We start from the raw sequence: 12,986 nt of genomic DNA on the forward strand, positions 1-12,986 counted from the left end.
TAAAGTAACTCAAGCTGGCTATGGGACAATATGAATGCCACGAGGTATTTTTTGCGTAATTACACTTGCACAGGCTGCGGAAATGTTCTACAATAGAAGCGTAATAATTCTAATGGCGGTAGTTAGCCGCATTTCCCACTTGAGTAATTAGAATCGATATTGGTCGACATATTTGCGTGCCGACGTTATTAATAGAAAAGGAGAAGCGCCATTCGTGCGCGGTGATTTCATGCCAAGAACAAAGAAGGACCCAATTGCGGCGGCCATAGAGGCCAAGGCGGCTGAAGAGGCTGCGAAAGCAGGTAAGCCTAAGAAAGAAACGGCCAAGAAGCCTGCAGCCAGGAAAACGACAACAAGGAAGACTACTAAGAAGGCGGAAGCTGAAACAGGTGACAAGCCTGCAGCTAAGAAAACAACGACTAGAAAGACTACTAAGAAATCAGAAACTGAAACAGAGAAGAAACCTGCAGCCAGGAAAACGACAGCTAGGAAAACAACTACCAAGAGGACTCCGGCCAAAAGGATACCTAAGAAGCCTCTGGAGGAGATCGCCGCTACTGAAGATGAAGTTAAGAACACAGTAGACGATGCTGAAGTTGAAAAGGATCAACAGGAAGAAACTTCAGTAACAGATCATGAGCAGAATCAAGATCAAACAGATTCAGAAACAAACTACTCGGAAAGTGAAAACCATGAGGGCCACGGCCATGATCATCATGATCACGAAGGGCACGAAAAACATGAGGGCCATGAGCACAATGAAGACCATGACCACAGTTCCGGAGAGATGACAGCCGCTGAGCGCAAGGCAGCTCAGGATGCCCGTCCACGTCCGGAAGTAACGGGAATACTGGAGATCGCAGACGGCGGTTTCGGATTCCTTAGATTTGATAATTTCCTTACAAGCGACAAGGATATCTATGTGTCGCCTACTCAGATAAGAAGATTTAACCTTAAGACAGGAGACAAGATCCTTGGCATCAGCAGACTGCCTAACCAGGGAGAACGTTTCGGTGCGCTGCTTTACGTAGAGCAGGTCAACGGCGATGAGCCGGGAGTAGCCATCCACAGGCCTAATTTTGAGGACCTTACTCCTATATTCCCGAGAGAAAGGCTGACACTGGAAGACAGCCCGACCAACCTATCCATGAGACTTATTGACCTGGTTGCCCCTATCGGCAAAGGCCAGAGAGGCCTCATAGTTGCACCGCCGAAAGCAGGCAAGACTACACTTTTGAAAAATATAGCCGGAAGCATCGAGAAGAAGCATCCGGAAGTTGAGATGATCGTTCTCCTTATAGATGAACGACCTGAAGAGGTCACGGACATGAAGAGATCCCTGAAAGAGGGAGACGTGATCTATTCCACATTCGACGAGCAGCCTCAGCATCATGTAAAGGTTGCGGAGATGGTTCTCGAGAGAGCCAGACGTTACGCCGAGCATGGAAAAGACGTGGTCATTTTGTTAGACAGCATAACTAGGCTGGCAAGAGCATACAACCTGGTGATCCCTGCCTCAGGTCGCACTTTGAGCGGTGGCCTCGACCCGGGCGCTCTTTACAAGCCTAAGAAATTTTTCGGCGCTGCCCGCAATATAGAAGAGGGCGGCAGCATAACTATTCTGGCTACGGCCCTTATAGACACCGGCAGCAGAATGGACGACGTGATTTTCGAGGAGTTCAAGGGCACGGGCAATATGGAACTGCATCTGGACCGCAAGCTCCAGGAGAAGCGTATTTTCCCTGCTATCGATTTGAATAAATCCGGCACCCGCCGTGAGGAACTGCTCATGAATCAGGACGAGATGGAGGCTATATGGGCTATGAGAAGGGCCCTGGCCAATCAGTCCACTCAGGATGTGACGGAATCCATTATCGACAATCTGGCTCATACTAAGACTAATAGAGATTTCATTGAAATCATCAAGAAAATATTCTATGATAATAACAGGTAAAGATTTATGGATATGAGCAAAATTTTCCTGAAGGGGGCTTGTCCGACGCCTATAGGCGGCCAGGCGGTCATGGAAGGTGTCATGATGCGCGGGCTGGAGAGAACGGCCATTGCAGTCAGACTGCCCGATGGAAGGATACATCTTAAGACACAAAAGAATAACGGGTCAAGCAAGTGGATGCGTATACCTATCATCCGCGGTGTGATTTCCTTCGTCGTGTCTCTGATCGAAGGGACTAAGACATTGACATATTCTGCCGATGTGCTGGAATATTTTATGGACGATGATGAGGATGAAGAGGGGCCGGGGAAGTTCGAGCAGTGGCTTCTGGATCACTTCGGCGAGCAGAGCATCTGGAATTTCATGATAGGTTTCTCCGTAGTCGTGGCACTGGTGTTTTCAATTGGCATCTTCGTGCTGCTTCCTACGGCAGGCATAGGATGGATGGGCAAATACATACATAACAGCATTGCCCTGAACCTTATAGAGGGCGTCCTGAGAATAGCTCTGTTTATTCTGTACATAGGGCTGATTGCCCAGATGAAAGATATCAAGCGGGTCTTCGAGTATCACGGGGCCGAGCATAAGACCATACACTGCTTTGAAAACAATCTGGAACTGACGCCGGCCAACGCTCAGCAGTTTTACACATTGCATCCGCGTTGCGGAACCAGTTTCCTCATGTTCGTAATGGTCATCAGTCTGATACTGTTTTCGTTTCTGGGCTGGCCGTCCCTGCTATGGAGGATTCTGTCCAGACTGTTGCTGATACCTGTAGTGGCAGGGCTTTCATATGAGCTGCTCAAGTGGGCCGGCCGGTCTGATAACTGGTTCGTCAAGGCTATGAGCATCCCGGGACTGTACTTGCAGAAACTGACAACCAGGCCGCCGGACGATTGGCAGCTGGAGGTGGCCATAGTTTCCCTGAAGGCAGTTCTGGTACCTGAGGAAACAGAGTGTATTGAAGGAATCGTGGATACAGATGCAAATCTGTTGGAACACATTGATATAGAAAGAGATAAGGATAAGACGGAGGAAAGTGAACAATGAGCATGCGGGTGAAGGAACTAATGAATATCGGACAGGCGCAACTGGAGAAGTGCGGGGTAGCTGACGCGGCTATCGACAGCAAACAGCTGTATTGCTTTCTCATGCACGTACCGAATTCAAAGCTGATACTGGAGTACCAGCGGACTATAGACGACGCTCAGTGCGATGAATATTTCAAACTGCTGGACAGGCGTAGCGCAGGCGAGCCACTTCAGTATATCGTAGGCTTCCAGGAATTCATGGGGCTGACATTCAGGGTGAATCCAAGCGTGCTGATACCGCGTATGGACACGGAAGTCCTGGTGGAAAATGCAGTCAGTATAGTCAATGAAGGCAAATTCGGCGGCGAGGAACTTCCCGTCAAGCACAAAAAAGACTATGAAGTGCTGGATGTCGGCTGCGGCAGCGGGGCCATCGGTATATCTATAGCCAAGCTGGGCAAGCGTGTGAAGGTGACCTGCTCTGACATAAGTAAGGACGCTCTGACAGTAGCAGAGAAAAATGCCTCCCTTAACGGCGTCGGCAAGGATATCGAATTCAAGTCGGGGGATCTGCTGGAACCCTTTAAGGGCCATTTCAAAAAGCGTAAGTTTGATATGATCGTCTCCAATCCGCCATATATCAGATCAGATGTGATACCTACTCTTCAGCGGGAGATCAAGGAGCACGAGCCGATACTAGCTCTCGATGGCGGTCCGGATGGTCTGGATCAGTATCGCAGGCTGATCCCGGATGTAGCCGACCATCTGAATAAGGAAGGCATAGTGATGCTGGAGATCGGTTACGATCAGATGGATGCTGTGAAAGGATTGTTCAAAGCCGATGAGCGTTTCGAGAACGTCATGGGCCTGCAGGATCTGGCCGGTCGTGACAGAGTAGTATTCGCTACCCTGGCCGGGAAAAAGAAAAAATAAAGCGTAAACAAATAGCGCCGTTGAGGCGCTATTTTCTTTGCAGTTTATTCTATGGATTTCAGGGATTCTGTCATGCTGATATTGGTAATTTTCTTATACATGACAGCGGCTACGATAATGGCGAATACGAAGGTCAGCAGCACAGACCATATGTAGCTGAGGAAAGTTATGCGCACATCGAAGTAGACCAGATCTACATTTATCTGGCTTATGACGAAATCCAGCAACCACTTGCCCAGGGGTATGCCTACCAGGGCGCTTATACCGGTCAGGAAGAAGTTCTCGCGATATACATAGGCGGAAATTTCCCGCGGATAGAATCCCAGTACTTCTATGGTAGCTATTTCCCTGATACGCTCGGTGATGTTGATATTGGTCAGGTTATAGAGGACTATGAAAGCCAGTGCTCCCGCCGACAGTATCACGAGGATTATGACGGCGTTGAGACTGCTCATCATGTTATCCACGCGGTTCTGCATGTCCTGATTTATATTGGTGCCCCCTGCGTATTTATAATCGTCGCAATGGGCGGCCGATGCGTGCACAGCCGTGTTAGATGCGCCGGATCCGGCCACAACTTCCGTTCCCGAGGAATCGCTCCCAGGCGCCGCAACACTGACATAGGCCGTTTTCTGGGCTGGCGCTTTGCCGAAGCCTTCTTCGTAGGTTTCATCGTTTATATAGACGTAGTTATTTACAAAATTCTCGCAGATGGCTGAAACTGTTACAGTCATCTTTTTGCTGCCCTGCCTCAGGGTGACTTTATCGCCAACGTCCACGCCATACTGCTTGTGCAGCTTGCGACAGACCACAGCCTTGCCTTTGCTCGGATATTTGATAGATGTGGAGCCGTCGTGCAGATCGACGAAGTCGCCGAAGCCCCGGCCGTCTGCAGTTATCAGGCTGACCGCTGATGTCTTGGAGCCGGAGTCTAGGTCTACGCTGCTTTCGTTAACAAAATATATGCTGTTGGCGTCGTCTTTCATGTATGCCTTGAAGTCTGCCTGTCTGGCGGCCGTCATGTTTGCATCAAAGGTGACGCTGTAGTCGTACTTCATTATTTCCGAGTATTGGAAAACGGCGATATTCTTCACGGTGTCGTTTATGCCGAAGCCGGCGATGAGCAGGGCCGTGCAGCCGCTTATGCCCAGGACCATCATGAAGAAACGCTTTTTGTAGCGGAAAATATTACGCAGGGACACTTTGTACAGGAAGCCGATGCGGTTCCACAGGAATCCAATTCTCTCAAGGAGTATGCGCTTACCGCTCTTAGGAGATTTAGGCCTGATGAGCTGGGCTGGCGCAACGGTGAAGTCGCTGGAGCAGGACAGCCAGGTGGCGCCCATGGAACAAAGTATAGCCACCAGCATGGAAATTGCAAACAGTATCCAGTTGACTGTGTAGTTTATGGTGCCGCTGAAGTTGTACATCATGCCGTAGGCCTTCCATATGACCTCCGGGAACAGGTAGCAACCTATGAAAAATCCCGACACTGCTCCTATGATGGCGGCGCTGCCCGAGTAGAACATGTACTTGCCAAGGACGGCCCTGTTGCTGTAGCCTAGGGCTTTGAAGACGCCTATCTGAGTCCTTTCCTCGTCTATCATTCTGGTCATGGTGGTCATGCAGACCAGGGCGGCTACCAGGAAGAAGAACAGCGGGAATACCTTGGCCACGCCATCGACGATCTGGGAGTCGTTCTCGAAACTTACATAACCTATATTGATGCTGCGGGTCAGAGCGTAGGACTTGCCCGCGGATATTTTCTCTATTTTGTTTTCAGCTCTGTTCAGAGCTTTGCGGCCCTTATCAAGCTGGGCCTTGGCCTTGGCGAACTGGGAATCGGCTTTGGCCTTTCCGGAGTTATATTCTGCCCGTGAGGCCTGCAGTGTCGATGCTGAAACGGCCAGTTTTTTCTCACCATTTTTCACCTGTATCAGACCTGATTCGACCTTTTTCAACTGGGATTTCAGGGAACTTTCCTGCTGATCCAGTTGAGCCTTGGCTGCCTGATATTCTGCGTCAGTCATGTACTGGCGGTTGGCCTCCAGCTGGGCCTGCTTCTCTGATATAGTTTTCAGACCGGCTTCGATTTTAGACTTTGACTGGGTAAGAGTCTTATAATTCCTGGAAAGCTTAGCCTTATTGGACTTGATCTGAGCCTCGCCGTTTTCTATCTTAGTCAGAGCGCTGTTCAGTTTGGCGTAGGTAGATTCTTTAGATGAGACATACTTATCGTAGCTCTTGTTATATTTGATATTCTGTTTAGCTAGTTTGGATTTGGCAGTATCTATTAAATCGGAACGTCGCTGGGCTGTAGCCGCTGCAGCAGCAGCCTTCATAGCAGGTTTGGCGTCTTTGATCGCGTCTTTATATGCATCTGAATAGATGACGGAATCGTTGTCCAAAAGCACATAGATCTCCGTGTAGTAATCCAGGTCGAAGCCACCCTTGTTAATGTAGAAAAATGCCTTGATGGATCCGCTGCCAAGGCTGGAGGTACCCCGCTCGTAATTCAGGTAGAGAGGTGAAGTTACCAGGCCGACTATCTTATATTTCCTGTATTTGAAAGCCGATTTATCATCGCTGGTGTTGGAACTGGAAAGGGTCACATAGTCTCCGATAGCCGACTTCTTGAAAAATCGGCTGTCCACGACGCACTCGTTGTCCGCCTTTGGCATACGCCCCGACGAAAGCTTCAGCAGGTTTGTCTTTTTTGTTATAGACAAAGCCTTGAAAACCCGCTCTGCTTTGTCCCTGGAGGTGACGATTATGTCCTTGGAAATGCTGCCTTCGGCCGTGCGCACCCCGTCGGTCTTAGTCACGGACGCCACGCTGTCCTTGTCGTAGCCGAGACTGCTGGCCAGCTCGTAGTCGTATAATTTGTGGGTGCTGAGGAATTCGTCGGCCGTGCTGACCATAGATTCGCGAGTGACCTTGAGACCGGAAAAAAAGCCCACGCCAAGGGCGACGATGGCCAGGATGGCTACGAATCGTCCGAGGGTGTGCCTGATTTCTCTTAAAGTACTCTTTTTCAGCATCTGTCTACCATTCTATTTCTTCTACCGGCGTTATGTGATCGTTCTTCTCAACTGAGTAAATACTGCCGTTTCTGACCTTGATGACACGGTCGGCCATGGCGGTCAGGGCTTGGTTGTGGGTTATGATGATGACGGTCATACCCGTGCGCCGGCTGGTATCCTGCAAAAGTTTCAGAATGGCTTTGCCGGTGTTATAGTCCAGGGCGCCGGTGGGTTCGTCACAAAGCATAAGCTTTGGGTTTTTGGCCAGGGCTCTTGCAATAGCTACGCGCTGCTGTTCGCCGCCGGATAGCTGAGCCGGGAAGTTGGCCATTCTGTCAGCCAGGCCCACCTCTCGGAGGATCTGGGCAGAATCCACAGGATCTTTGCAGATCTGTGTGGCCAGGGACACGTTTTCCAGAGCCGTCAGATTCTGTATCAGGTTGTAAAACTGGAAGACGAAACCGATGTCGTATCTTCTGTAAGTGGTCAGCTCACGCTGGCTCAGGTTGCTGATCTCTCTGTTGTCCAGGAAGACTCTGCCGCTGGTCAGCTTGTCCATACCGCCTAAGATGTTGAGGAGAGTCGTTTTCCCTGCGCCGGAAGCCCCGACGATGGCGGCAATCTCGCCCTTCTCCACTTCAAAACTGGCGCCTGAAAGAGCCTCGATGTCCACTTCTCCAGCGTGATATATCTTCTTTACATTTTCAAATCTGACATAGCTCATAATGCTCCTCCGTTACGGCCGCCTGACTGCGTCCGCTGTTGCTACAATTGTACTATAAATGTGGGGTGGGCGCAATTGCTAAATAACCGTTGACATATCTACCCTTAGTGTGATATTATAGTTAGGCTGCATAAGTGCAGACAATATTTGCAAGGGCGAGGGCCTGAGCAGGAAAGAGGCAAAAGCATGAAGGAAGGAATCCATCCTGATTATATGGAATGTAAAGTAACTTGCGCATGCGGAAATAGCTTTGTAACCAAGTCAACTAAACCAGAAATGAGACTTGACGTTTGCTCAGCATGTCATCCGTTCTTTACAGGTCAGCAGAAATTCCTCAACCGCGGTGGTCGTGTTGAGAAATTCAAGAGCAAGTATGGCCTTGAGTAATAATCAGAAGAAACCTGAACCGGGATCCAGAGGATCCCGGTTTTTTTCGGGTAACTAAGGGTGACAGAGGCCGAAAAATATGGTAATATATTATGTTAGGAAGTCATCGGGTTTCGCAGGGGACTGTATAGTCCGAAAGCGGCTCCGATAAATATAAAGGGAGAAACAAAACACATGTTTGAAAAGTTGGAAACAGTTGTAGATAAATACAACGAGCTTGTAGGCGTTGTGGCCGATCCGGAAGTGATCGCAGACCAGAATGTCTGGCAGAAGCATATGAAAGAGATGGGCGAGATGGAGCCTATCGTGAAGAAGTATAAGGAATATAAGAAGTCCAAGGAGGAACTGGACTTTGCCAAGGAAATGGTTGAGAACGAGTCCGACGAGGAAATGAGAGACCTGGCTAAGGCCGAGATCAGTGAGCAGGAAGACAATATCGAGACCATTGCGGCCGAACTTAAGGTACTTTTGATACCTAAGGACCCTAACGACGAGAGAAACGTCATTCTCGAGATACGAGCCGGAACAGGCGGCGACGAGGCGGCACTATTCGGAGGCGACCTTTTGCGCATGTATACCCGCTACGCCGAGAGGCATGGCTGGAAGGTCGAGGTAATGGACATGAATGATACGGGCATCGGCGGAGTAAAGGAGGCCGAGGTACTGATAAAGGGCAAGGGCGCTTATTCACGCCTTAAGTATGAGAGCGGCGTTCACCGTGTACAAAGGGTACCTGAGACGGAGGCTTCCGGCAGGATACATACTTCTGCGGCGACGGTTGCTGTTTTACCTGAGGTCGACGATGTTGAAGTCAGCATTGATCCGGGGGATGTGAAGGTAGATGTTTACAGGGCTTCCGGCAACGGCGGTCAGTGCGTAAACACTACAGACTCCGCCGTGAGACTGACTCATTTGCCTACAGGACTGGTAGTTACATGCCAGGATGAAAAGTCACAGATCAAGAACCGCGACAAGGCTATGAAGGTTTTGAAAGCCCGTTTGTATGATAAAATGCAGAAGGAGCAGGCTGATAAGATTGCGGCTGAACGTAAGGACCAGATCGGTTCCGGAGACAGGAGCGAGCGTATCAGAACTTACAACTTCCCTCAGGGAAGAGTATCCGACCATCGCATCGGCCTCACACTATATAAACTGGACGCCATTCTGGACGGCGACATCGATGAGATAATAGATGCACTGACTACAGACGACCAAGCAAAGAAGATGAATGATTTTTAATGGAAACGATTAGATTATTAGATACAAGTGAAGATATAACTCAGGCGGCTGAGATAATCAAGGACGGCGGTCTGGTGGCCTTCCCTACGGAGACGGTTTACGGACTGGGGGCCAATGCCCTGGATCCAGAGGCCGTGGAGAAGATCTACGAGGCCAAGGGCAGACCTTCGGATAATCCGACTATAGTGCATATATCGCAGATAAGCGATATGCTTAAGCTGACATACACAATGACAGCTGATATGAAGGTTCTGATGAAGGAATTCTGGCCGGGACCAATGACTATGATCGTACCGCGCAGGGACATAGTGCCAAATGTGACCACAGGAAATCTGGACACAGTGGGTATCAGGATGCCGGACAATCAGGTAGCCAGAGAACTGATTAGACGCAGCGGATGCGTCATTGCAGCACCAAGCGCCAACCTTTCCGGAAAGCCTAGCCCGACAACGGCACAGCACGTTCTGGACGATTTGGACGGTCGCATCGACGCCATAATACAGAGCGAACCATGCAGAGTGGGCATAGAGTCAAGCGTCATCGATATGACCGGTGACATTCCCATGATCCTCAGACCGGGGATCATAACCAAGTCGGATTTTGAGCGGGCACTTGGCAAGACCATACTGCTGGACCCGACGCTGAACCAGCGACCGGCACCGGGAGCGGACTTCAAACCGAAAGCCCCGGGCATGAAATACAAGCATTACGCACCTAAGGCGGATATGATAATCTACGATGGTTCATATGAAAAGGTTATGGCGGCCATAGACGCGGAACGCCTTCAGCGGGAAGAACTGGGACAAAATGTAGCCGTTATAGTTTTCAAAGATGACGAACAAAAAGAAGCGGCGAGGGAGTTCTTCGCCAAACTTCGTGAGGCAGATAAAAATGGAGCTGACGTGATTCTAGCATCGGCTTTGCCGCAGGAGGGCGTAGGCTTTTCTGTGATGAACAGGATGCTGAAGTCAGCGGGTTTTAATGTAAGGAAGGTATAGATATGATTATTGCAGTAGCTAGCGATCACGGTGGATTCAAATTGAAACTGGCCGTCAAGAAACACCTTATTGACAGGGGCTATCAGATTGTGGATCTGGGTACGACATCTGAGGAATCGGTGGATTACCCTATATATGGCAAAGTATGCGCCGAAGCAGTAGCGGCGGGGAAAGCACCCCTGGGCATGGTTTTTTGCGGCACGGGTATAGGCATTTCCATCGCAGCCAATAAGATACATGGTATCAGATGCGCCAATTGCACTTCAGTGGAAATGGCTCACCTGGCCAAGCAGCATAACAACGCCAATATGCTTGCCATGGGCGGGCGTATCACCGATGAAGAGCTGGCAATAAAAATAACTGATGAATGGCTGGACACGGAGTTCGAAAGCGGCGGTCGCCACTCGAGACGCGTGGATATGCTGAATGAAATGTAATTAAAGAGAAAGGCAGGAATGAAATGGGAAAGGTTTATGTATTTGACCATCCGCTAATTCAACACAAGGTAGCAATCATGAGAGAGAAGGGAACCAGTGTCAAGGATTTCCGCGAGCTGGCTAAGGAAGTGGCCATGCTTATGGGATTTGAGGCCACCAGGGATCTTCCCCTTGAAGAGGTAGAGATAGAAACTCCTATCTGCAAGACTAAGGTGAATATGCTGAAGGGTGAGGATATCGCAATCATCCCTATTCTGCGCGCCGGTCTTGGTTTCGTTGACGGAATGCTGGCTTTGGTGCCTAACGCTAAGGTTGGACATGTGGGACTATACAGAGACCCTGAAACTCATGAACCTGTCGAGTATTATTGCAAACTGCCAAAGGATATAGAGAAGAGACGTATATTCGTCGTTGATCCTATGCTGGCTACCGGCGGAAGCGCAGTAGCTGCTATAGATTTCATCAAGAAGAGAGGCGGATCTCATATTACATTCATGTGCCTCATCGCAGCACCGGAGGGTATCGAAGCCCTGCAGAAGGCTCATCCAGACATCGACATTTTCATTGCTGCCAAGGACGATCATCTCAACGATGACGCATATATCGTTCCTGGCCTGGGAGATGCAGGCGACAGACTTTACGGAACCAAATAAGATATAACTCAGGGCCGGACAGCCGGCCGCAAGCAAGATATAACTCAGGGCCGGACAGCCGGCCGCAAGCAAGATATAACTCAGGGCCGGATAGCCGGCCGCAAGCAAGATATAACTCAGGCCGGACAGCCGGCCGCAAATACTATACCAATTGAAAGGTTGCTATATTCATGAAAAACTTTATTCCAGATAACGTAAGCAAATACGATAACGTGTACGATGTGCTGAAAGAGCGTGGCTTCATCGAGCAGGTCACCGATGAAGACGCAGTACGTAAACTACTGACCAACGAAAAGATAAAATTCTACATTGGCTTCGATCCGACGGCAGACTGCCTTCACGTAGGGCACTTCATGCAGGTCATCATCATGATGTATATGCAGAAGTTCGGCCACACGCCGGTAGTACTTCTGGGCGGCGGCACAGGCATGGTCGGCGATCCTTCAGGACGCACTGACATGCGTAAGGTCATGGATGTAGAAACCATAGATGAAAACTGCAGACAGTTCAAGAAGTTATTCGACAAATTCCTGGACTTCGATGACGAGTGGAAATATGAAGGCAATGAAGGCGTTTACAAACCTGGTCACGAGAATAAGACTCCTGATCCGGGCAAGGCCATCAGCGTAAACAACGCCAACTGGCTGCGTCCGCTGAACTACGTGGAATTCGTCCGCGAAGTCGGCACACATTTCAATGTAAACAACATGCTCAGAGCTGAGTGCTTCAAGCAGAGAATGGTCGACGGACTGTCATTCTTCGAGTTCAATTACATGCTCATGCAGTCCTACGATTTCACCGTTATGGCCCGTGACTTCGGCGTCAAGATGGAGTTCGGCGGTAACGACCAGTGGTCAAACATCATCGGCGGAATCGATCTGGCGCGCAAAATGTGCGATAAGGAAGTTTACGGCATGACGTTCTCATTGCTGACTAACAGCGAGGGCAAGAAGATGGGCAAAACAGCCAACGGTGCTCTCTGGCTTTCACCGGAGCGTACATCGCCTTACGAGTTCTTCCAGTACTGGAGAAACGTGGCTGACGCTGACGTTGACAAGTGCCTGCGTATGCTGACATTCCTGCCTATGGACGAGGTAAAGAGGCTTTCGTCTTTGGAAGGCGCTGAGATAAATCACGCTAAGGAAGTCCTGGCCTTCGAGGTTACCAAACTGGTTCATGGCGAGGCCGAGGCACAAAAAGCACTTGACGGGGCTCGCGCTGCATTTGCAGGCGGTGCGTCTACTGATAATATTCCGACGACGGAAGTTGCCGCAGCCGACTTTGGCGGCGAAGGCAAAGGCCTTGTTTCTCTGATCAAAGAACTGGGTCTGGTTCCGAGCAACGGCGAGGGATTCAGAACTATCGAGCAGGGCGGCCTGTCGATCAACGGCGATAAGGTCACGGATCCTAAACTTAAGGTCACTGCAGACATGTTCAAAGATGGCGAGATACTCATCCAGAAGGGCAAGAAGAAATTCGTCAAGGTAGTGATGAAATAAAGATCCGTTATCTTAAGGAGACCAACTATGAATAGTCAATAGAAAAACAGAAAAAGCTTTAAAATAGTTTTGAAGTAAAAGAGAGTACAACAAATAAAGCATCAACAG

11 protein-coding genes are annotated in these 12,986 nt (G+C 49.6%); 9 read left to right on the forward strand and 2 right to left on the reverse strand.

Annotated features, from left to right (window positions below):
* Positions 1–229: 229 nt before the first annotated feature.
* The 3 genes from rho to prmC are packed head-to-tail and all read left to right on the forward strand — an operon-like array spanning position 230 to position 3,918.
* On the forward strand, positions 230–1,954 hold the full coding sequence (rho, locus tag EV211_RS05060) for a transcription termination factor Rho (RefSeq protein WP_133528337.1): 1,725 nt from the start codon (positions 230–232) through the stop codon (positions 1,952–1,954).
* A gap of 6 nt (positions 1,955–1,960) precedes the next feature.
* Positions 1,961–3,004: a DUF1385 domain-containing protein gene (locus tag EV211_RS05065; protein ID WP_133528338.1), complete on the forward strand. Its 1,044-nt coding sequence runs from the start codon at positions 1,961–1,963 to the stop codon at positions 3,002–3,004.
* Complete coding sequence (prmC, locus tag EV211_RS05070; protein WP_133528339.1) at positions 3,001–3,918, forward strand: peptide chain release factor N(5)-glutamine methyltransferase; 918 nt, start codon at positions 3,001–3,003, stop codon at positions 3,916–3,918. The genes EV211_RS05065 and prmC overlap by 4 nt, the downstream gene beginning before the upstream one ends.
* A 44-nt stretch (positions 3,919–3,962) precedes the next feature.
* On the opposite strand, the gene EV211_RS05075 is transcribed toward prmC, so the two are convergent.
* Together EV211_RS05075 and EV211_RS05080 are read right to left on the reverse strand one after the other, a co-directional pair.
* On the reverse strand, positions 3,963–6,959 hold the full coding sequence (locus EV211_RS05075; RefSeq protein WP_133528340.1) for an FtsX-like permease family protein: 2,997 nt from the start codon (positions 6,957–6,959) through the stop codon (positions 3,963–3,965).
* 4 nt (positions 6,960–6,963) lie between these two features.
* The gene (locus EV211_RS05080) at positions 6,964–7,665 is read right to left on the reverse strand and encodes an ABC transporter ATP-binding protein (RefSeq protein ID WP_133528341.1); all 702 of its coding nucleotides are present in this window, start codon (positions 7,663–7,665) and stop codon (positions 6,964–6,966) included.
* A 186-nt stretch (positions 7,666–7,851) separates the two neighbouring features.
* Between EV211_RS05080 and rpmE the strand changes: the two genes are divergently transcribed.
* The 6 genes from rpmE (at position 7,852) to tyrS (ending at position 12,878) form a co-directional block, all read left to right on the forward strand.
* The gene (gene rpmE, locus EV211_RS05085; RefSeq protein WP_133528342.1) at positions 7,852–8,052 is read left to right on the forward strand and encodes a 50S ribosomal protein L31; all 201 of its coding nucleotides are present in this window, start codon (positions 7,852–7,854) and stop codon (positions 8,050–8,052) included.
* Positions 8,053–8,226: 174 nt separating this feature from the next.
* A complete protein-coding gene (gene prfA / locus EV211_RS05090) occupies positions 8,227–9,291 on the forward strand; it encodes a peptide chain release factor 1 (protein ID WP_133528343.1) in 1,065 nt (354 codons plus the stop codon).
* Entirely contained in the window at positions 9,291–10,289 is a 999-nt protein-coding gene (locus EV211_RS05095; protein ID WP_133528344.1) for an L-threonylcarbamoyladenylate synthase, read from the forward strand. The genes prfA and EV211_RS05095 overlap by 1 nt, the downstream gene beginning before the upstream one ends.
* Positions 10,290–10,291: 2 nt before the next feature.
* Entirely contained in the window at positions 10,292–10,726 is a 435-nt protein-coding gene (gene rpiB / locus EV211_RS05100; RefSeq protein ID WP_133528345.1) for a ribose 5-phosphate isomerase B, read from the forward strand.
* Between the two features lie 23 nt (positions 10,727–10,749).
* A complete protein-coding gene (gene upp, locus EV211_RS05105; RefSeq protein ID WP_133528346.1) occupies positions 10,750–11,379 on the forward strand; it encodes a uracil phosphoribosyltransferase in 630 nt (209 codons plus the stop codon).
* Positions 11,380–11,549: 170 nt separating this feature from the next.
* Positions 11,550–12,878, forward strand: a complete 1,329-nt coding sequence (gene tyrS, locus EV211_RS05110) for a tyrosine--tRNA ligase (protein ID WP_133528347.1) — start codon at positions 11,550–11,552, stop codon at positions 12,876–12,878.
* Positions 12,879–12,986: the final 108 nt, after the last annotated feature.

Source organism: Aminicella lysinilytica (genome assembly GCF_004362975.1).
Taxonomy (GTDB): domain Bacteria; phylum Bacillota; class Clostridia; order Peptostreptococcales; family Anaerovoracaceae; genus Aminicella; species Aminicella lysinilytica.

What these genes read in the sequence shown, in the direction of transcription:
- rho (WP_133528337.1), top strand. Translation starts at nt 230, where the DNA reads ATGCCAAGAACAAAGAAGGACCCAATTGCGGCGGCCATAGAGGCCAAG.
- EV211_RS05065 (WP_133528338.1), top strand. Translation starts at nt 1,961, where the DNA reads ATGGATATGAGCAAAATTTTCCTGAAGGGGGCTTGTCCGACGCCTATA.
- prmC (WP_133528339.1), top strand. Translation starts at nt 3,001, where the DNA reads ATGAGCATGCGGGTGAAGGAACTAATGAATATCGGACAGGCGCAACTG.
- EV211_RS05075 (WP_133528340.1), bottom strand. Translation starts at nt 6,959, where the DNA reads ATGCTGAAAAAGAGTACTTTAAGAGAAATCAGGCACACCCTCGGACGA.
- EV211_RS05080 (WP_133528341.1), bottom strand. Translation starts at nt 7,665, where the DNA reads ATGAGCTATGTCAGATTTGAAAATGTAAAGAAGATATATCACGCTGGA.
- rpmE (WP_133528342.1), top strand. Translation starts at nt 7,852, where the DNA reads ATGAAGGAAGGAATCCATCCTGATTATATGGAATGTAAAGTAACTTGC.
- prfA (WP_133528343.1), top strand. Translation starts at nt 8,227, where the DNA reads ATGTTTGAAAAGTTGGAAACAGTTGTAGATAAATACAACGAGCTTGTA.
- EV211_RS05095 (WP_133528344.1), top strand. Translation starts at nt 9,291, where the DNA reads ATGGAAACGATTAGATTATTAGATACAAGTGAAGATATAACTCAGGCG.
- rpiB (WP_133528345.1), top strand. Translation starts at nt 10,292, where the DNA reads ATGATTATTGCAGTAGCTAGCGATCACGGTGGATTCAAATTGAAACTG.
- upp (WP_133528346.1), top strand. Translation starts at nt 10,750, where the DNA reads ATGGGAAAGGTTTATGTATTTGACCATCCGCTAATTCAACACAAGGTA.
- tyrS (WP_133528347.1), top strand. Translation starts at nt 11,550, where the DNA reads ATGAAAAACTTTATTCCAGATAACGTAAGCAAATACGATAACGTGTAC.